This window comes from Chlorogloeopsis sp. ULAP01 (assembly GCF_030381805.1).
Taxonomy (GTDB): Bacteria; Cyanobacteriota; Cyanobacteriia; order Cyanobacteriales; family Nostocaceae; genus Chlorogloeopsis.
In genome coordinates this window covers 95,111-112,388 of record NZ_JAUDRH010000019.1, presented here as the reverse complement: position 1 = coordinate 112,388, position 17,278 = coordinate 95,111, and the positions used below count along the sequence as shown (strand labels likewise).

Annotated in this window: 17 protein-coding genes and 2 pseudogenes; 10 read left to right on the top strand and 9 right to left on the bottom strand. The window is 40.3% G+C overall.

All coding sequences use genetic code 11. The features are described 5' to 3' along the window. Positions 1-3: 3 nt before the first annotated feature. Positions 4-948: a homogentisate phytyltransferase gene (locus QUB80_RS30810; RefSeq protein ID WP_289793268.1), complete on the top strand. Its 945-nt coding sequence runs from the start codon at positions 4-6 to the stop codon at positions 946-948. Positions 949-1,059: 111 nt separating this feature from the next. Beyond that, complete coding sequence (locus QUB80_RS30805; RefSeq protein ID WP_289793267.1) at positions 1,060-1,533, top strand: tetratricopeptide repeat protein; 474 nt, start codon at positions 1,060-1,062, stop codon at positions 1,531-1,533. A 308-nt stretch (positions 1,534-1,841) separates the two neighbouring features. Here the strand turns inward: QUB80_RS30805 and QUB80_RS30800 are convergent, their stop codons facing one another. After that, a complete protein-coding gene (locus tag QUB80_RS30800; protein ID WP_289793266.1) occupies positions 1,842-2,081 on the bottom strand; it encodes a hypothetical protein in 240 nt (79 codons plus the stop codon). 139 nt (positions 2,082-2,220) lie between these two features. Here QUB80_RS30800 and cobA point away from each other — a divergent pair. The 3 genes and pseudogenes from cobA (at position 2,221) to QUB80_RS30780 (ending at position 5,548) form a co-directional block, all read left to right on the top strand. Further along, positions 2,221-3,833 (top strand): annotated as a pseudogene (gene cobA / locus QUB80_RS35355) (uroporphyrinogen-III C-methyltransferase). 202 nt (positions 3,834-4,035) lie between these two features. Then, a complete protein-coding gene (gene coaE, locus QUB80_RS30785; RefSeq protein ID WP_289793263.1) occupies positions 4,036-4,632 on the top strand; it encodes a dephospho-CoA kinase in 597 nt (198 codons plus the stop codon). Between the two features lie 343 nt (positions 4,633-4,975). Then, a complete protein-coding gene (locus QUB80_RS30780; RefSeq protein WP_289793262.1) occupies positions 4,976-5,548 on the top strand; it encodes a general stress protein in 573 nt (190 codons plus the stop codon). Between the two features lie 102 nt (positions 5,549-5,650). On the opposite strand, the gene QUB80_RS30775 is transcribed toward QUB80_RS30780, so the two are convergent. Beyond that, positions 5,651-7,054, bottom strand: coding sequence for a TldD/PmbA family protein (locus QUB80_RS30775; RefSeq protein ID WP_289793339.1), 1,404 nt, complete (start codon positions 7,052-7,054; stop codon positions 5,651-5,653). Positions 7,055-7,225: 171 nt separating this feature from the next. Between QUB80_RS30775 and QUB80_RS30770 the strand changes: the two genes are divergently transcribed. Together QUB80_RS30770 and QUB80_RS30765 are read left to right on the top strand one after the other, a co-directional pair. Next, complete coding sequence (locus QUB80_RS30770) at positions 7,226-8,860, top strand: DUF2079 domain-containing protein (protein ID WP_289793261.1); 1,635 nt, start codon at positions 7,226-7,228, stop codon at positions 8,858-8,860. 163 nt (positions 8,861-9,023) lie between these two features. After that, positions 9,024-10,211 (top strand): glycosyltransferase family 4 protein, encoded by a 1,188-nt coding sequence (locus QUB80_RS30765; RefSeq protein ID WP_289793260.1) that lies wholly within the window; start codon positions 9,024-9,026, stop codon positions 10,209-10,211. A 906-nt stretch (positions 10,212-11,117) separates the two neighbouring features. Here QUB80_RS30765 and QUB80_RS30760 read toward each other — a convergent pair. From QUB80_RS30760 to QUB80_RS30745, 4 genes are all read right to left on the bottom strand, one after another. Then, complete coding sequence (locus tag QUB80_RS30760) at positions 11,118-11,819, bottom strand: carbonic anhydrase (protein ID WP_289793259.1); 702 nt, start codon at positions 11,817-11,819, stop codon at positions 11,118-11,120. Positions 11,820-11,836: 17 nt separating this feature from the next. Further along, positions 11,837-12,148 carry a P-II family nitrogen regulator gene (locus QUB80_RS30755; protein ID WP_289793258.1) on the bottom strand — a complete coding sequence of 104 codons (312 nt, stop codon included), beginning with the start codon at positions 12,146-12,148 and terminating at the stop codon, positions 11,837-11,839. 4 nt (positions 12,149-12,152) lie between these two features. Next, the gene (locus QUB80_RS30750; RefSeq protein ID WP_289793257.1) at positions 12,153-13,121 is read right to left on the bottom strand and encodes a sodium-dependent bicarbonate transport family permease; all 969 of its coding nucleotides are present in this window, start codon (positions 13,119-13,121) and stop codon (positions 12,153-12,155) included. A 185-nt stretch (positions 13,122-13,306) separates the two neighbouring features. After that, positions 13,307-13,453 (bottom strand): hypothetical protein, encoded by a 147-nt coding sequence (locus tag QUB80_RS30745; RefSeq protein ID WP_289793256.1) that lies wholly within the window; start codon positions 13,451-13,453, stop codon positions 13,307-13,309. A gap of 89 nt (positions 13,454-13,542) precedes the next feature. On the opposite strand from QUB80_RS30745, the gene QUB80_RS30740 reads away from it, so the two are divergent. Continuing rightward, on the top strand, positions 13,543-13,707 hold the full coding sequence (locus QUB80_RS30740) for a hypothetical protein (protein WP_289793255.1): 165 nt from the start codon (positions 13,543-13,545) through the stop codon (positions 13,705-13,707). Positions 13,708-13,842: 135 nt separating this feature from the next. Here QUB80_RS30740 and QUB80_RS30735 read toward each other — a convergent pair. From QUB80_RS30735 to QUB80_RS30725, 3 genes and pseudogenes are all read right to left on the bottom strand, one after another. Beyond that, positions 13,843-14,109, bottom strand: a pseudogene (locus QUB80_RS30735) (DUF5615 family PIN-like protein); the annotation flags it as partial. A gap of 95 nt (positions 14,110-14,204) precedes the next feature. Next, positions 14,205-14,435 carry a DUF433 domain-containing protein gene (locus tag QUB80_RS30730; protein ID WP_289793254.1) on the bottom strand — a complete coding sequence of 77 codons (231 nt, stop codon included), beginning with the start codon at positions 14,433-14,435 and terminating at the stop codon, positions 14,205-14,207. 83 nt (positions 14,436-14,518) lie between these two features. Continuing rightward, a complete protein-coding gene (locus QUB80_RS30725; protein ID WP_289793253.1) occupies positions 14,519-15,412 on the bottom strand; it encodes a LysR family transcriptional regulator in 894 nt (297 codons plus the stop codon). Positions 15,413-15,698: 286 nt separating this feature from the next. On the opposite strand from QUB80_RS30725, the gene apcD reads away from it, so the two are divergent. Together apcD and QUB80_RS30715 are read left to right on the top strand one after the other, a co-directional pair. After that, positions 15,699-16,175, top strand: coding sequence for an allophycocyanin subunit alpha-B (gene apcD / locus QUB80_RS30720; protein WP_289793252.1), 477 nt, complete (start codon positions 15,699-15,701; stop codon positions 16,173-16,175). A gap of 94 nt (positions 16,176-16,269) precedes the next feature. Further along, a complete protein-coding gene (locus tag QUB80_RS30715) occupies positions 16,270-16,755 on the top strand; it encodes an allophycocyanin subunit beta (protein ID WP_289793251.1) in 486 nt (161 codons plus the stop codon). The last annotated feature ends 523 nt before the right edge of the window (positions 16,756-17,278 follow it).

Sequence of the window (17,278 nt, the reverse complement as noted above, 5' to 3'; positions counted from 1 at the left end):
ATTATGAGTGAAATTTCACAATCAGGTGTGGTGAGTAATTGGTTTTATGCTTTGTGGAAATTTTCTCGCCCACACACAATTATTGGCACGAGTTTAAGTGTTTTAGGTTTGTATTTAATTGCAGTTGCTGTTAGCAATGGTAATGATTCTGTGTTCTCTATTCCCAATTCTCTTTTTCCTGTTATGGGAGCCTGGCTTGCCTGTTTAGCTGGAAATATATACATTGTGGGTTTAAATCAACTAGAAGATGTGGCAATTGATAAAATCAATAAACCGCATTTGCCACTTGCTTCTGGAGAATTTTCTCGACGAACAGGTCAATTGATTGTAGGTGCTACCTGTGTTTTAGCGTTAGTTTTGGCATGGTTAAGTGGGCCTTTTTTGTTCGGTATGGTGGCAATTAGCCTAGCAATTGGGACAGCATATTCTTTACCTCCAATCCGCTTAAAAAGATTTCCTTTTTGGGCAGCGCTATGTATTTTTTCAGTTCGAGGAGCTATTGTTAATTTAGGACTATTCTTGCATTTCAATTGGGTGTTAGAGCAAAACCGATTTATTCCAGCAGCAGTTTGGGTACTAACTCTGTTTATTTTGGTTTTTACTTTTGCGATCGCTATCTTTAAAGACATCCCTGATATGGAAGGCGACTTGCAATACAATATCACTACTTTCACTATCAAACTTGGCAAACACACAGTGTTTAAACTTGCTCTTTGGGTATTGACTGTATGTTATGCAGGAATGATCTTAGTTGGGGTGCTGCGTCTGGCGGAAATTAATTTTGAGTTTTTAGTAGTTACTCATTTGCTAGCTTTAGGCTTAATGTGGTGGCGAACTCGGAAAGTGGATTTACAAGATAAAAGTGCGATCGCCCGTTTTTACCAATTTATTTGGAAACTTTTTTTCCTCGAATATTTAATCTTCCCCACAGCTTGTCTGTTGGCATAAAACAGATTTTAATTTTTGAATTTGTGCAATAGCCTTGAAAACCAGGACTTACGCACGAATTGTTGAATCATAAACCGCAGTGGCTCCAAAATCCAAAATCAATATAGTTCTATGCTAGAAAGCTTACAAATATCTTCTATTGTTGCTGTTGTTGCAGTCATTTGTAGTATCGCTGTTCTTGGTTATTTTTCTTGGAAGACTCTAATTACTTCCAACTACTTTCAAAAGGGCATTAACCTATATCAGCAAAAAGATTATCTTGGTGCAGAAGCTGCTTTTCGTCGAGTCATTTCGATCAACTCTACTAATGATGTGGTTCACTTGCTGTTGGGTGATTCTTTAATGCAGCAAGATAAAGTTGAGGCAGCAATTTCTGAATATCAACAGGTGATTGAGCGCGCTCCTAAAAAAGTCGATGCCTATTTACGTCTAGCTCAAGCTTTCATGCAACAACAAAAATCCCAAGAAGCGATCGCTATCCTGCAAAAAGCTAGTGATTTATTCCAAGCACAACGTCAACCCGAAAAAGCTCAACAAATCCAACGAGTGTTACAACAGATTTCTTCAGTATCAAATAACACTTGATTTTATTCAAATATTGATTTCTCTGAAGGCAAGTTGAAAATTGGCACAATATATCTATCTTATTTAGACTTGTCAGAGTATCAAAATTGGGTGATTTTCGTCAAGCTGTCAAACTAAGGAAAATCGTTGTTTAATTGAGAAAGAATCGCGGGAAATTAACACAACTTAATCATTTTTAGAAATTTTGTTAAGCTACTAGCTACTCTCAGCCTCAATAAATATTCCTTATCAATAATCAGCATAGAAAGAAGTCTTGGCTTGTCTAACCAAGACTTCTCATTCTTGTGGTAATAACTGCATGACTTTACTTATGCGATGTTGCTGAAGTAGATAGCCCAAATACTTCCAGTTACTGCGATCGCAATCAACAGGTTGGAGAAAAATTTGCCAAACTCAGTTTCTTGCCCCAATACTTTGTCTTCTTGTCCTGCGGTAAAGAATAATGACCAGGCTTGATTAGTATTGATTTTTTCAAAGTTGTTGAAATCAGGTCGAAAAACAACAGCTCCAAGTAAGTCCTTATTTGGGTAATTGAAGTCAGTTTTCATTTTTATCTTTATTGATTACTAATTTATGTAACCAAGTATAAATTAATGTAAATATTTTTTGCAATACTTTGACAAAGCCAAAAAAGTGCAGTAAACCGTACAGAACACGGTGTGAAGACCGTATAAAGCTGGTGTTGATATGACGAATCAAAAGGGCAAAGTTTACCTGGTAGGTGCAGGGCTAGGAGATGAGGCGTATCTGACGGTGCGAGCTTATAATCTCCTGTCGGTTGCTCAGGTATTGGTTTACGATGCCCTAGTGGATGCAGAATTATTGCGGTTAGTATCACCTGATTGTCTGAAGTTGGACGTAGGCAAACGTGGAGGCAAACCCAGCACGCCTCAAGCTGAAATTAACAAGTTACTGGTGAAGTATTGTCAGCAAGGAAAACAAGTTATCCGGCTCAAATCTGGCGATCCATTTATTTTTGGTCGCTCTATCGCTGAAATTGAAGCTTTACAAGCCGCAGGTTGTGAATTTGAAGTTGTACCGGGAATTTCCTCTGCCCTAGCAGCACCGTTGTTAGCAGGTATTCCTCTTACAGATCCAGTTTTGAGTCGTTGTTTTGCTATTTTTACCGCTCACGAACCCGATGCTTTAGATTGGCAAGTCTTGTCACGTCTAGAAACATTGGTAATTTTGATGGGAGGGCAGAATTTAGCTGAAATTGTTCGGCGGTTGTTGCAACATGGGCGATCGCTACATACACCCATTGCCATTATTCGGTGGGCAGGCACTGAGCAACAACAAACTTGGATAGGTACGTTAGAAACAATTGTGCAGGAAGTATCAGGTGTGCCACTCTCGCCAGTGGTAATCGTGATTGGTGAGGTGGTAGGGTTACGAAGATACTTTCAACCTGAGAATATAGACTAAGAGGATTTTTTGCAGTAAGATTTGCACCTTTGGACAATATGCCAAACAATCTCCCCTCCTCTTCTCTCCCTCTCAGTGGTAAAACAATTTTAGTGACACGTTCAGCTGGACAATCAAGTCAATTTACGGAACTTTTGTTAACAGCAGGTGCAAATGTTGTCGAAATGCCTGCTTTGGAAATTGGCTCGCCTTCGAGTTGGCAAGCTTTGGATGGCGCGATCGCTCAACTATCTGAATTTGACTGGTTAATTCTCACTTCTAGTAATGCTGTAGACTATTTCTTGGAACGACTAATCGCACAGGGTAAAGATGTTCGTGCCTTAGCAGGAATAAAAATTGCTGTTGTTGGCGAAAAAACAGCCCAAAGCCTCAGACAACGCTGTTTGCAACCAGACTTTATTCCACCCAACTTTGTAGCTGACTCTCTAGTAGAAAATTTTCCAGAGGAACTTGCAGATAAAAAGATTTTATTTCCTAGAGTCGAAAGTGGTGGACGGGAAGTTTTAGTGAAAGAATTAACTGCTAAAGGTGCAGAAGTAACAGAAGTAGCAGCATATCAATCTTGTTGTCCAAGTAGTATTCCTACCTCAGCAGAAGTTGCTTTGCAAAATAAAAAAGTTGATGCTGTTACCTTTGCTAGTTCTAAAACTGTACAATTTTTCTGCCAGTTGTTAGAACAGACTTTTTCTCACACTTCAGCAGAAAATCACTCATCTACGCTAGCAAGTTATTTGGAAGGAGTTTGTATTGCTTCTATCGGCCCGCAAACCTCTAAAACTTGTCTTGCTTTATTTGGGCGTGTGGATGTGGAAGCAGAAGAATACACTTTAGAAGGATTAACCCAAGCACTAGTTAAATGGGCTGCAAGCTCATAATTTGAGAATAAAAGGGAACTCTTAACAGGGAACTGAGGAGCAGGGGAGCAGGGGAGCAGGGGAGCAGGGGAGATGAGGAGAGAACAACTAACCACTAACCACTGTAAGGGCGGGTTTAAAAGATAAATTGTTTGTTTCAACCGAAAGATAGTCAGTAAAATCCGCCCCCTACCAATCACCAATGATCAATGACTAATGACCAATGACTAAAAGAATCATCGGCTTAACTGGAGGCATCGCCACAGGAAAAACAACTGTCGCCAATTATTTGGCTGATGTTTACCATTTGCCAATTTTAGACGCAGATATTTATGCCAGAGAAGCTGTTTCTGTGGGTTCGCCCATTCTCAATGCGATCGCTCGCCGTTACGGACAAGAAATTTTACTATCAGATGGTAGTCTTAACCGTCAAAAGCTAGGCGAAATTATTTTTAGCAATCCAGCACAACGGCATTGGGTGGAAAGTTTAATTCATCCTTATGTACGCGATCGCTTTTTCCAAGAAATTGCCGTATCTTCAGCACAAACATTAGTGTTAGTTGTGCCTTTACTATTTGAAGTACAAATGACTGATTTAATTACAGAAAGTTGGGTAGTATCTTGTTCTGCACAACAGCAACTCGAAAGATTAATGCAGCGCAATAATTTAACTATAGAGCAAGCAAAAGTCAGAATTAAGAGTCAAATGCCGATAGAAAAAAAAGCAGAACGTGCAGATGTAGTTTTAGAGAATAACTCGACACTGACAGCACTACTTCAACAAGTTGATGCTGCATTAGCTAGAATATCAACCAAGTAAAATTGTATATAGTAATATTTTTGTGCTTAACAATAATTTCACTCTTTCGTTAGATATAAGTACATTTAAATCCTGTTGTAATCGTAAAAGTGCAATAACTCAATCAATATGTAATTCGCGATAAGGTGTATGGAATTATGGAGGAGAAGTTAGAATAAAATTAAATTCTAACTCTTCTTTTTTTATTGTCTAATAAATATTAATTTCTTATTAAATTATTATTAAAAAATAAAAACTGTATATTTGGACGGATATTTTGTTCTATCTAGAAGTAGAAGAAGATTAATACTATTAGCAAACTAAATTGATACAGATTAGTTTGCCATTAAAAATTTAGGAAATCATGGTTGACAAAAATCATAAATATGCTGTTGGAGTATTTAATAATCGTCAAACAGCAGAACAAGCGCTCAATCAATTGAAAACTTCAGGCTTGGTAATGGACAAAGTATCTATCATTGCCAAAGATGTAGACAAAGGCGAAGAGCTTGGCAATGCTCAGGTGAGCGATCGCATTGGCAATCAAAATGTAGATACAACAGGGGCAGTTGGAGATGCTCTGACGGCAAGTACTTGGGGTAGTATATTGGTTGGTCTTAGCAGTCTAGCACTTCCTGGTCTTGGAGCAGTGCTGGCAGCAGGTTCTGTTGGTGTAGCATTAGTTTCTAGTATTGCAGGTGTAGCTGTCGGTGCAGCAGCAACTAATAATTTGGTGCAAGCGTTAGCTGGTTTAGGTATCCCCGAAGAAAGAGCTAGAGTTTATAGCGATCACCTCCAAATGGGTGATTATTTGGTGATAGTGAATGGCAGCGATGATGAAATTCATCGCGCTGAAGGAATCTTGAAACAACAAGATATTCAATACTGGGGTATTTATCAATCCTCTACCCAACCCCAAGAAGGTAGTAGCGTTTAGCCAAATTCCAGAATCACATCTTGGTAGGCGAGTTAGTATTGAGATTGCCCGGATAAATGGACTGTAGAACTCATCCATAACTTATCTATATATATCCATTTTCTACATCTCCCCCACTTCTCCACCTACTACCACATCTCGTATCCGCAAACTCGGTCCTCCACAACCTACAGGTAAACCATTTTGTCCACCTTTACCGCAACCACCAGACTCATCCCAGTAAAAATCATCGCCAATCGCTTCTATATCCGCCAAGGTTTGAAAAACATTTCCAGAGAGCGTCACATCCTTTACTGACTCGGCAATTTTACCGTTTCTAATCATCCATGCTTCCCCAGCACTGAAGGTAAACATTTCTCCATTTGTCATTCCACCCAGCCAGTTACGGGCATAAACTCCTTCTTTGATATCGCTAAATAAATCAGCAACCGGAGTTTTACCCCTCTCTATCCAAGTGTTGGTCATCCGGACAATGGGAGCATGATGATAATTGAGACATCTAGCATTACCAGTCGGTACTTCTGCTAATTTGCCTGCTGTTTCGCGAGAGTGCAAGCGTCCTACCAAAACACCATCTTGGATTAATTGCGTAGTTGTTGCAGGCGTACCTTCATCGTCATAAAAATAACTACCTCGATGCCCTTGGGGAGCGGCACCATCAAAAATTTGTAATTCTTTGCAGCCAAATCTGCGACCAAGAGTCATCACTTCCAACAGATCCGGGTTTTCATATGCCATATCTGCTTCGGAAAGATGCCCGAATGCTTCGTGAACAAATAAACCAGTCAAAATAGGATCGATAACCACAGTGTAGGTATTGCCTTTTACCGAAGGCAGAGATAGAGCGGCAACTGCTCTTTGGGCTGCATTTTTGACTTGTTCATCTAAGCCAATTAAATCTTCAAAAGCTTTGCGCGAGCCTGTAGTTTCTCTACCAGTTTGTACGGTATCGCCGTTTCTGGCAGTAGCAGCGAAGCGCATTTCCATATCTACCCAAGACTGCTCGATTAAAGTTCCTTCACTGCTGGCAATAATTACCCTTTGACTACAGTCGCCATAACGTACAGAAGTAGTGGTGATAGCATGATCTACACTTTTGAGGAGTTCAGTGTAGCGATCGCACAATTCTTTTTTTTGGCTCAAGGGAATTTTGCACGGATCGGTTCCAGTCAGCGGCACCCGGCAAACTGCTTGGACTGGTTTGATGGCAGCAAGTGTAGTTTCTTCATCACCAACCATCCGCGCCGCAGCGATCGCTTCTTGAATCCTGTCTTCGATTGTCGTCAGACGATTAAAGCTACTGAATCCCCAACCACCTTTATAAGCAGCACGAATATGTCCACCAACAGAAATGCCTTCGCTGAGGGTTTCTACCTTGTCACCACGCAAGACAATATCCGTACCTTCAGCTTCTTCCAGGCGAATCATTAGGTAATCTACCCTAGATGAGTAGCGAGCAATCAAATCCGAAAGCAAATTTTGAATATCCGCAAGTAAGGTAGGCATTTGGCAGATAGGAACAATAATGCACTCCATCAATTCTCCAATAGATGTGTCTTAATTTGCCTATTTGAGAGCAAATATTCATCTTTGTTCTCACAATGGTTTAAAGTTTTACAATAATTTCTTCAATATTTTTTTAGCTTTGCTCCTCTGGTGTGAGTGATGTGGTCAAATATGCAAAGAAAACCGCTATTAAAAATAGAAGCAAGTAGTGCCAGCACTCTAGTTTTCCGATTAGCAGGAATATTTTTTATCCTGTGTCTATTATTTACCCTGCACCGTTACTACAGTTTTTACGCTTCCTTCGACCAAGGTATTTTTAACCAAGTTTTTTGGAATAATCTCCACGGTCGCTTTTTTCAAAGTTCCCTTTCTTCTAGTCTTTCCACCAATGTTGTCCACGCTGGAGAAATTCCCACAGTTTATTACCATCGTCTCGGTCAACACTTTACACCAGCGTTGTTGTTGTGGCTGCCAATCTACGCTTTATTTCCCTCTCCCGCGACTCTAACAGTTCTGCAAGTAACACTTATCACTGCCGCAGGTTTAGTTTTATATATCCTGGCACGACAATATCTCAAACCATCATTAGCAATCATGATTGCTGCCAGCTTTTATGCTGCCAATGCAGTGATTGGTCCAACTTTAAGTAACTTTCACGACATTAGTCAAATTCCCCTCTTCGTTTTTACTCTGCTACTAGCAATGGAAAAACGCAGGTGGTGGTTGTTTTGGCTGATGGCAATTTTGATTTTGGCTGTGCGGGAAGATGCAGGTGTGGGTTTATTTGGCGTGGGAGTTTATATGGTGTTAAGCAAGCGTTTTCCCCGCGCTGGCATCGGAGTCTGCATCCTTAGTTTTGGTTATATGTTGGCTCTTACCAACTTGATCATGCCGTTATTCTCCAAAGATATTTCCCAGCGCTTCATGTTGGAGAGGTTTGGACAATATGCCGAAGGAGAGGAAGCTTCTACCTTAGAAATTATTTGGGGCATGGTTAGCAACCCCGTGCGGTTATTAGTAGAATTAGTGACGCCAATAGATAGAACTATTAAATATTTACTCGGTCAATGGTTACCGTTGGCATTCGTACCTGCTGTTGCTCCTGCCTCTTGGATGATAGCTGGCTTCCCTCTTTTGAAGCTATTCCTGGGCAAGGGAGAATCTGTTCTGGCGATTACGATTCGCTACGCTTTAACCGTAGTGCCGGGGCTATTTTATGGAGCAATTCTCTGGTGGTCGCAGCATCAGCAAAAATTTACACCTTCATTTCGTCGCTTTTGGGTGGGATGTATCTGTGTTTCTCTGTTATTTAGCTTTGTATCCAATCCGAATCGGACTTTTTACTTTCTCATTCCAGATTCTGTAAAACCTTGGGTATATGTGTCTTTACAAAGACAGTGGCAACACGTAGAACAGATGCGTCCCTTATTGGCACAAATTCCTCAAGCTGCTAGCGTCTCTGCAACTACCTATATTGTCCCTCATCTTTCTAGCCGCCGGGAAATTCTGCGTTTGCCTGTCTTAGAACTACGCAATGATGCCCAACAAGTAATTAAGGTAGATTATGCGATCGCCGATCTGTGGCAATTACAAAAATATCAAGCGGCATTTAAAAGCGATCGCCGTCTACTGCAAGATTTGACAAAACTAATTGACCAGGTCAGTAATAACCGAGAATATGGAATTATCGGTTTTCAAGATGGCGTAATCTTACTAAAAAAAGCTGCCAATTCGGACACCCAAGCCACAACAGCTTGGTTACAATTTCGTCAGCAGTTGCAGCTTAACAAACAGTTAGCAACCTGATAATTATTAGCTAGTTGGCAAGAAAGCGTGATCATGTTTACTTTTTATCTTTCTTAAAAAATCTAAAAAGTAAGGGTAAAACACTTCTTGCCAAAGTCAAACTTTTAAATTTTAGATAAATTAAAGCTTTTAGAAATTTGTCAAGGCTGAGGGATGGCAGTAGATGAAAATACTAGTAATGAGTTGGGAGTTTCCGCCTCGTATTGTCGGAGGAATTGCCCGTCACGTGTCGGAATTGTACCCGGAATTAGTCAAGTTAGGGCATGAAGTTCACCTCATGACGCCGGAATTTGGTCATGCGCCGTTGTACGAAGTAGTGGAAGGCGTGCGGGTGCATCGCATTCCCGTTCCTGGTGGTAACGACTTTTTCCATTGGATTGCCAACATGAACGAGAGCATGGGCAGTCATGGGGGCAAGTTGATGTTGGAAGAAGGCCCTTTTGATATTATTCATGCTCATGATTGGGTGGTAGGAGATGCAGCGATCGCCCTTAAGCACAGCTTCAAAGTACCCCTCATTGCTACGATCCATGCGACTGAACACGGACGCTATAACGGTATTTATACAGATACCCAGCGTTATATAAGTGGTAAAGAAGAACTATTAGCTTATAATGCCTGGCGAATTATTGTCTGCACCGACTATATGCGCCGAGAGGTAGAACGAGCGCTTCATAGTCCGTGGAATAAAATCGATGTCATTTATAACGGTATCCGTCCTGAAAAGAAACGCCACCACGAATATTTTCACGCTCAGGATTTTCGCCGCCAATTCGCTGAAGATGGCGAAAACATAGTTTACTACGTTGGACGCATGACTTATGAAAAAGGAATATCTGTCTTACTTAGTGCTGCTCCTAAGGTGTTATGGGAGATGGGCGGTTACGTAAAGTTTGTCATTATCGGTGGCGGCAATACTGACAATCTTAAAAAGCAAGCTTGGGATCTGGGAATTTGGCATAAATGCTATTTTACTGGCTTTATGTCTGACGAATACTTGGATAAATTTCAAACTATTGCTGATTGTGCCGTCTTTCCTAGTCTTTACGAACCCTTTGGTATCGTTGCTTTAGAAAGCTTTGCTTCTCGCGTTCCAGTAGTAGTTTCTGATACTGGCGGTTTTCCAGAAGTAGTACAACATACAAAAACTGGAATTGTCACTTACACTAATAATCCTGATTCCTTGGCTTGGGGAATTTTGGAGGTTTTGAAAAATCCCGGATATCGGCAATGGCTAGTTGATAATGCTTACGAAGATCTAGAACGGCGTTTTAGCTGGCCGAAATTAGCTAAACAAACAGAAGATGTTTACAAGCAGGTAGTGAAAGAGAAGCTACAGGTAATTTGGTGATAGTCAAAAATCAAGAAAAAGCCAGTGGGAAGGAGCACCACTGGCAAAGAGCCAATCGGAAAACTATGCAAAACAGTTGTTCAATCTCATGAACTAAAACTTAGAATTCCAGAAATTGAGTATCTTGTAAAGTTATATACAATTTTTATGCAACAGCAGCTATTTCATTTTTGAGCATACACAATTTTGAAACAAATTCTGCTGACTTGTATAGATTTGAAAATAATAAAAGACATCTGTCAAAGAGTTGAGATATAATCGTAAACTATAAAAATAACTTTTTGTAAATATAAATACAATTTTTCTCTAGCGCTGCCTATATAATAGTGAAGCAAACAAAATACTGAAGCAAGCTCCGCTACAGTTGTCTGTAATTTTATTTATATTTAGCGCAAACGCTGGATTCGTTTTACTAAACCATTGGGGATTTAGTTGAGTTTTTAGTTAAAAAGATATTTTGTTAGCTCAATACCCAGTGCAGTAGTGCAATCTTTTAGGTAATCTTTAGATTTTACCTAGCTTAGATGCTAAATTTTCAGCCTAACGAAATCCAAAAAAAAGTCAGTGGGGGTAGACCACTGACCGAGAGAAAGAATGATGATATGAGACTGATAATTACAGAAAATTATTGTCTTGTAAATTGACATACAACTTTCATGCAACATTGGGGACTAGAGACTGGGTACTCTTGACTGGGGATTGGGTTCAAATCGCAAAATAATGGAAGCTACCAGTTACAAAAATAAAAAAACCAGTGGGGTAAACCACTGGTAAAAGACTTGGATTTTTACGAGAGAGTGATGATACAAGACTAGAGGATTCCAGAAAATTAGCCCTCTTGTAAAGTCATATGCAATTTTCATGCAACAGGGATGATTTCTCCAATCTAATTTTGTACCTTGCTAATTAAGTGATAATAGTTACGCTTCCCGTATCTAAGTCGTAACGCCCTCCCACGATTTTTAATTTACCGGATTGCAATTTTTCAGTGAGAAGACGCGATCGCTTCAAACGTTCAATCTGATACTGCACATTAGCAACCACAGCATTCTCAACCGCATCACCCGACAAAAGCTTGGCTCTTTTCACCACTGGCTTAATTGCCTTCACAAACGTACCAATATCACCAAGCAGTGCTTCGTTTTGTACGGCAGCAGTCACAGCCCCACAGCGTTCATGTCCCAACACCATCAACAAAGGAGTGCCAAGCAATGCAACAGCATATTCAATACTGCCGATCGCCTCAGGTATGGCAATATTTCCGGCAATCCTAACATCAAAGATATCTCCGATACCCTGATCGAAAATAATTTCTGCTGGCACCCGTGAATCCGCACAACTGAGGATAGTTACAAATGGATGTTGAGCTTGAGCAACTTCCTGTAAGCGAGCAGCAGATTGATCGGGATATAAAGGTTTATGTCTGACAAATCGCTGATTTCCCTCCATCAGCTTTTGCAGTGCAGCATCGGGAGTAAGAGATTGAGTTGTTGAAGGTAGTTCAGCAGCTTGAGTTGATTCAACTTGCCATAGTAAATCGCTAGGTTTGGCGATCGCCAAACTAAATACTCCCGTGGCTCCTAACTTCAAGAAATCACGGCGTTCCATGAAACCCTTCCTTAAGTTCATAACGACGCGACACATTTTACCGAGCGAATTTCCATTACATCCGAGATGTAGCAAGTACCGCCAAATTTATTGAGTAAAGGTCTAATATTTTCTACAACAGGCTTGAGTTGCTCTGGCATACAAAATGCGATGATATAAACATTATCCAGCATCGTCATATCCAAATCTTCCGCCATACCTCGCAAGCCTTTGCCAGCAACATTCCTAATTACAGCATGACCGTGTACACCTGACTTGTCTAACCCATCTAAAATTTTGCTAAGTTCAAAAGAGTTAGCAATAATCTCTATCTTTTTGACTAAATGCATACGATTACCTCCACAATAGGTTAATTCCATATAGATATAACGGAATACCTACAATAATGTTGAATGGGAAAGTGACTGCCAAAGCAGTAGAAACATACAAGCTAGGATTCGCTTCAGGAACAGTTAACCGCATAGCTGCTGGAACAGCGATATAAGAGGCACTGGCACAAAGCACAGCAAACAACAGTGCATCTCCCTGAGACATACCAATAAATTTGGCAAGCAGTAATCCAATGCCTGCATTGAGTATTGGAATCAGTATCGCAAATGAAATCAGGAAAAAACCTGTTTTTTGCAAGTCTTTAATTCTTCTGGCAGCAACCAGCCCCATGTCTAGTAAAAAGAAGGTGAGAACTCCATAGAAAAGTCCTTGAGTAAAGGGTTCCAAAACCTGCCACCCGTGTTCTCCTGTCAAAAAGCCAATCAGAAGGCTGCCGACTAAAAGAAAGACTGAACTGTTTAAAAACGCCTCTTGCAACACCTCCGACCAAGCAAATTCTCGCTTGCCATCGACGGTGAATAGATTCACTAAAATCAAACCAACAATGATAGCTGGAGATTCCATCAAGGCAAGGGCTGCCACCATATAACCATCGAAATCCATGCCCAGTTCAGTTAAAAAGGCACTCGCTGTAATAAAGGTGACAGCGCTAATAGATCCGTAGGTTGCCGCGATCGCTGCCGCATCATAAGTATCTAGCTTCAGCTTCAGAATAAAAAAGGTGTAAATCGGGACAAAACAAGCCATCAACATCGCTGCTAACAGCGTCAGAAGTACTTCTTGGGTGATACCGCTTTTGATTAACTCCACCCCTCCCTTAAACCCGATCGCAAACAGTAGATAAAGCGAAAGGAGCTTGGGTACTGGTGCGGGAATTTCTAAATCAGACTTGACAAAAACCGCAGTCATCCCCAAGAAAAAAAATAGGACTGGTGGATTCAGGATGTTAGATATAATCAAACTGCCATCCATGTCCATCCCTCCTCAGACTGATTAAGCATAAGGTTAAACAATCTTTGCATTGTAAAAAATTTATCAAACCCTTGAATCATGATGTATCGCGTACCGTCACTCATGTCAATTGGGTAATGTGAAGAGTGAGTGTTTATCTTGCCTTTAGTTAAGCGATCGCAATAATTGTGCGTTTTTGTGAAACGTCAAAAGTTGAGCTGAGAGCGATCGCCCTGAGTGTAATTATAGTAAGCAACAATCAAATTACCGCGGCTTTTCAAGTTGCAAACACCAAACAAAAGTGCGTGGTTGGCTGAAGGCGCGTAGGCGATCGCATCTGTAATAATCGCCACTAACCTTAAATTCAGGCATTTGCCTTAGTTGTTAATCTATGGAGCATTTTATGATGGAGAGGCAGACCTGATTTAACGGAGTGCTTTGCATGGTTTCATCAGAACTAATCTTGACGTTGCGAGGGCTAAGTTGTGCAGACAAATTTTATCTCATGCAAGTTTTACTCTCAGAACTAGCCCAACAAGAGACGGATTTAATTAAGCCCAATCAATCTTATCCTATTATCCTACATGGTCGCCCTATGATGCGGTAGAAGCAGCAGATACAATGTTAAAAGTGCTATAAGCTGCTAAAACTCAAGACCATGCGTAACGCAGAACGATATCCCTTTGTTCCTATTGATGTTGCATTAGGGGAAGCAAGTTTTCTTCCATGCTTACCTGTCACTCTAGTTTATTGGTAAGATTCTTGCCTTTGCTTTTGCTTCATCCACTGTGACTAAAGCACCCATTTCTAGTGCTTGCTGAAATTGGCGCAAAGCATTGATAACTAAATTACATAAATTAGCTGGTAGAACATCTTGCGATCGCACTTGAATTACACTTGGTGCATCAGCTTGAGTCATTGCCAACAGCGTACCAAAGTCTAAGTCATGGGTGAAAACAATATACCCATGTGTAACTGCCCATGCCATGATTACTTTGCCTGTAGCGTCTGGCTTACCAACTTTTGATCAGTGGACAACTTCAAAACCTCCACTTTCCAAGACTGGAACCCAGTCAGGAGAAAGATTCATATCAATTAAAATTTTCATGCAGAAGCAAGAGGTACTTCAATTTCTTCAGCCCGCCATGCAGCATAAGCTAAGGCCTCATAAATATCTTCAAGTTCTAGATATGGGTAGGCTTTTAGGATATCTTCTGGGGTATGTCCTGCTGCCATTAAGCCAACAATTGTCCCTACAGTAACACGCATACCTCTAATGCAAGGTTTGCCACCCATTACTTCAGAGTTCAATGTGATTCGCTGGAGTGGTTTCATGTAGAAATTTCTGGAGTTTCTATATTTAGGTATTCTAAGTCTAGAGTGAAAAGCAGAAACGTTTACCTTGATTAAATCCTCTCTCATCGTTGCCAAGAGAGGGCAACTTGTTTGACTACCTCCAAAATCCTTTGCACCGCAGCAGACGTATTATCACGTCGCCAAATCATAGCCAATGCAACCTTAGGTGTTGGTTCTTGCAAAATTTTATATACAACTCCAGGTCGTTGCAGATTTTGCAGAGACTCCGGTACAATCGCTGCTCCCATTTCTGCTGCTACTAGGCTAACTATTGTTTGCATCTGAATCGCTTCTTGAGCAACAGTAGGGCTAAAATCTGCTTGCTGGCAAAGACTGATAATCGCGTCGTAAAGCCCAGGAGCTAAAGCACGAGGAAATAAAATAAAAGGTTCACCCTGGAGCGATCGCAATGACAAATTGGGTTGATTTGCTAGTCGATGGCTTTCCGGCAACGCCACCACCAATGACTCATCATATATAATCTCACAACAAAAAGAATCCTCTTCAACAGGCGGACGGAGAAATCCCACATCAATTCGGCTATCTTGCAACCACTGTAATTGTTGATCTGTTGTCAGTTCGTGCAATTCCAAATTTATATTAGGAATGCTAGTACGAAAAGTCCGCAAGATAGCGGGGAGAATATTGTAAGCAGCAGAACTGACAAAGCCAATCACCAACTGTCCCCTAAAGCCGCGACTAGTTTGTCTTCCTACTTGAATCGCTCCCTCAAGCTGTTTGAGAATTTGCCGAACTTCTTCTAAAAACACCTGCCCTGCAATTGTCAACTGCACATTTCTTTTTGTGCGGTGAAACAATTCAAAATCCAACTCTGCTTCTAACTGACGAATTTGTTGACTAAGGGGAGGCTGGGCAATATGCAAGCGTTCTGCCGCCCGCCCAAAGTGTAATTCCTCAGCCAATGTTACAAAGTAGCGTAGGTGTCGAAGTTCCATTGCGCTAATTTACTAATATTCAAAACATATTAAACGCTAGATAAAAATATATATGACATTGACAGAAATTGTGATTTTAAATAACTAATGGATACTATATTTCCCATGCTATGTATTCTAGAGATAAGTAATAAGTTTAGTTTATGCTTAATCAATAAATTGTTTATGATTAAGTTTTTATTTTTATTATTAATTTGTGAAAACTATTCATGACTTTTAAAACAAAAAAGTTAGAAAATTAATTTGGAAATATCATTTTTATTCCTGTAATTCAGGAGGACGATAAATGAGCATTGTAGCGCAAGTAATAGCTCAATCTGATAATGCTGCTCGCTTTCTTAGTCGGACTGAATTAGACAAATTAGATAACTTTTTTAAATCAGGAGAAACAAGGCTGAGAGTAGCACAGATATTAGCTCAGAACGAGCAAAATATCGTGGAAGAAGGCAGCCGTAGATTTTGGAAGATAGTTCCGAATACACCCAGCAATAGCGGCGATCCTAACAAAACAGCACTGTGTCAACGAGATCAAAGCTGGTATCTTCGTTTAATTACCTATGCTGTTTTGGCTGGAAATACAAAACCTTTGGAAGATATTGGCGTGGATGGGATGCGAGAAATGTACACTTCTTTAGGTGTTCCAGTCAGCAATATAGGTACTTGTATGCGCTGTCTCAAAGAAGTGGCTTCAGGCATGATGAATCGAGAAGAAGCTGCTATTGCTGGACCTTATTTCGATTATCTAATTCGAGCGATGTACTAGTTACATTGCTTCTGTCCTACCAGTGAAAGAATGTTTAATAATTGACAGTTTTGCCTACAAACTTAAGTACCTTAATTAATTTGAAGGAAAAAAGATGCAAGATACTATTACCTCTCTCATTAACCCTGCCGATTTGCGAGGTAGATACCTAGATAATGTTGAATTGGACAAATTAAGAAAATATTTTCAATCCGGTGAGTTGCGCGTTAAAGCTGCTGCTACTATCAGCGAAAATGCTGCTAATATTGTTAGCCAAGCAGTAGCTAATTCCTTGCTTTACGGCGACATCACTTGTCCTGGTGGCAATATGTATCCCACCCGTCGTTATGCAGCCTGCCTACGCGATTTATCCTTGTTCCTCCGTTACGCCACCTATGCCATGCTGGCTGACGATGCCTCAGTCTTGGACGAGCGAGTGCTTGATGGTTTAAAGGAAACCTATAATTCTCTGGGTGTTCCTGTTGATCGCACTATACAAGCAGTTCAGGCAATGAAAGAAGTAATTAATCGCCAAGTTGGTGCTGAAGCTGGTGAACAAATAGGAAGACACTTAGATCACATCTGTAATGGTTTGAGTTAAGAAATTCTTTGTACTTTTCTAGTGTTGAAGAGGTTAAAAGTCAGTTTATTACTCATTTAAGTTGCATAACCATTAAATATGCAAGTTGGATGTTTAATAAATAGGCTTTTGACCTCTAAGTTTTTGATTTAAAATTTTTAGTATTTGATAGGGTGCGTTAGAGCGGAGTTCTTAACGCAACACGCAATACTTTAACAATGGTGTGTTACGCTGTCGCTAATATGCCACTACATATATTTGTCAAATTAAACTGGTAAGTTAGTACTAACACCAAAAAACTTCATGCAGACAAGTACCTGCATGAAGTAGATTCTCAAGAATTATCTACAATTTAATTGCTTTCACCAACATAACTTTCCTGTTGATTTCACTCTCTAAACTCCTACTCATATTGCCTAGCTTTACTAAGCCCATATAAGGTTTTTTGAGAAGGCTTTTGGTAGGAATATTGGTAAAAATTTTTCTGCATTGGCTGCGGATACCCAAACTGTGATTTGTCCTCAACAGTGGGAACCTCGTAAAA

Excerpts from the sequence above, each read along its gene's own strand:
- QUB80_RS30810 (WP_289793268.1), top strand. The coding sequence starts at position 4 with ATGAGTGAAATTTCACAATCAGGTGTGGTGAGTAATTGGTTTTATGCT.
- QUB80_RS30805 (WP_289793267.1), top strand. The coding sequence starts at position 1,060 with ATGCTAGAAAGCTTACAAATATCTTCTATTGTTGCTGTTGTTGCAGTC.
- QUB80_RS30800 (WP_289793266.1), bottom strand. The coding sequence starts at position 2,081 with ATGAAAACTGACTTCAATTACCCAAATAAGGACTTACTTGGAGCTGTT.
- coaE (WP_289793263.1), top strand. The coding sequence starts at position 4,036 with ATGACTAAAAGAATCATCGGCTTAACTGGAGGCATCGCCACAGGAAAA.
- QUB80_RS30780 (WP_289793262.1), top strand. The coding sequence starts at position 4,976 with ATGGTTGACAAAAATCATAAATATGCTGTTGGAGTATTTAATAATCGT.
- QUB80_RS30775 (WP_289793339.1), bottom strand. The coding sequence starts at position 7,054 with ATGCCTACCTTACTTGCGGATATTCAAAATTTGCTTTCGGATTTGATT.
- QUB80_RS30770 (WP_289793261.1), top strand. The coding sequence starts at position 7,226 with ATGCAAAGAAAACCGCTATTAAAAATAGAAGCAAGTAGTGCCAGCACT.
- QUB80_RS30765 (WP_289793260.1), top strand. The coding sequence starts at position 9,024 with ATGAAAATACTAGTAATGAGTTGGGAGTTTCCGCCTCGTATTGTCGGA.
- QUB80_RS30760 (WP_289793259.1), bottom strand. The coding sequence starts at position 11,819 with ATGGAACGCCGTGATTTCTTGAAGTTAGGAGCCACGGGAGTATTTAGT.
- QUB80_RS30755 (WP_289793258.1), bottom strand. The coding sequence starts at position 12,148 with ATGCATTTAGTCAAAAAGATAGAGATTATTGCTAACTCTTTTGAACTT.
- QUB80_RS30750 (WP_289793257.1), bottom strand. The coding sequence starts at position 13,121 with ATGGATGGCAGTTTGATTATATCTAACATCCTGAATCCACCAGTCCTA.
- QUB80_RS30740 (WP_289793255.1), top strand. The coding sequence starts at position 13,543 with ATGGTTTCATCAGAACTAATCTTGACGTTGCGAGGGCTAAGTTGTGCA.
- QUB80_RS30730 (WP_289793254.1), bottom strand. The coding sequence starts at position 14,435 with ATGAAACCACTCCAGCGAATCACATTGAACTCTGAAGTAATGGGTGGC.
- QUB80_RS30725 (WP_289793253.1), bottom strand. The coding sequence starts at position 15,412 with ATGGAACTTCGACACCTACGCTACTTTGTAACATTGGCTGAGGAATTA.
- apcD (WP_289793252.1), top strand. The coding sequence starts at position 15,699 with ATGAGCATTGTAGCGCAAGTAATAGCTCAATCTGATAATGCTGCTCGC.
- QUB80_RS30715 (WP_289793251.1), top strand. The coding sequence starts at position 16,270 with ATGCAAGATACTATTACCTCTCTCATTAACCCTGCCGATTTGCGAGGT.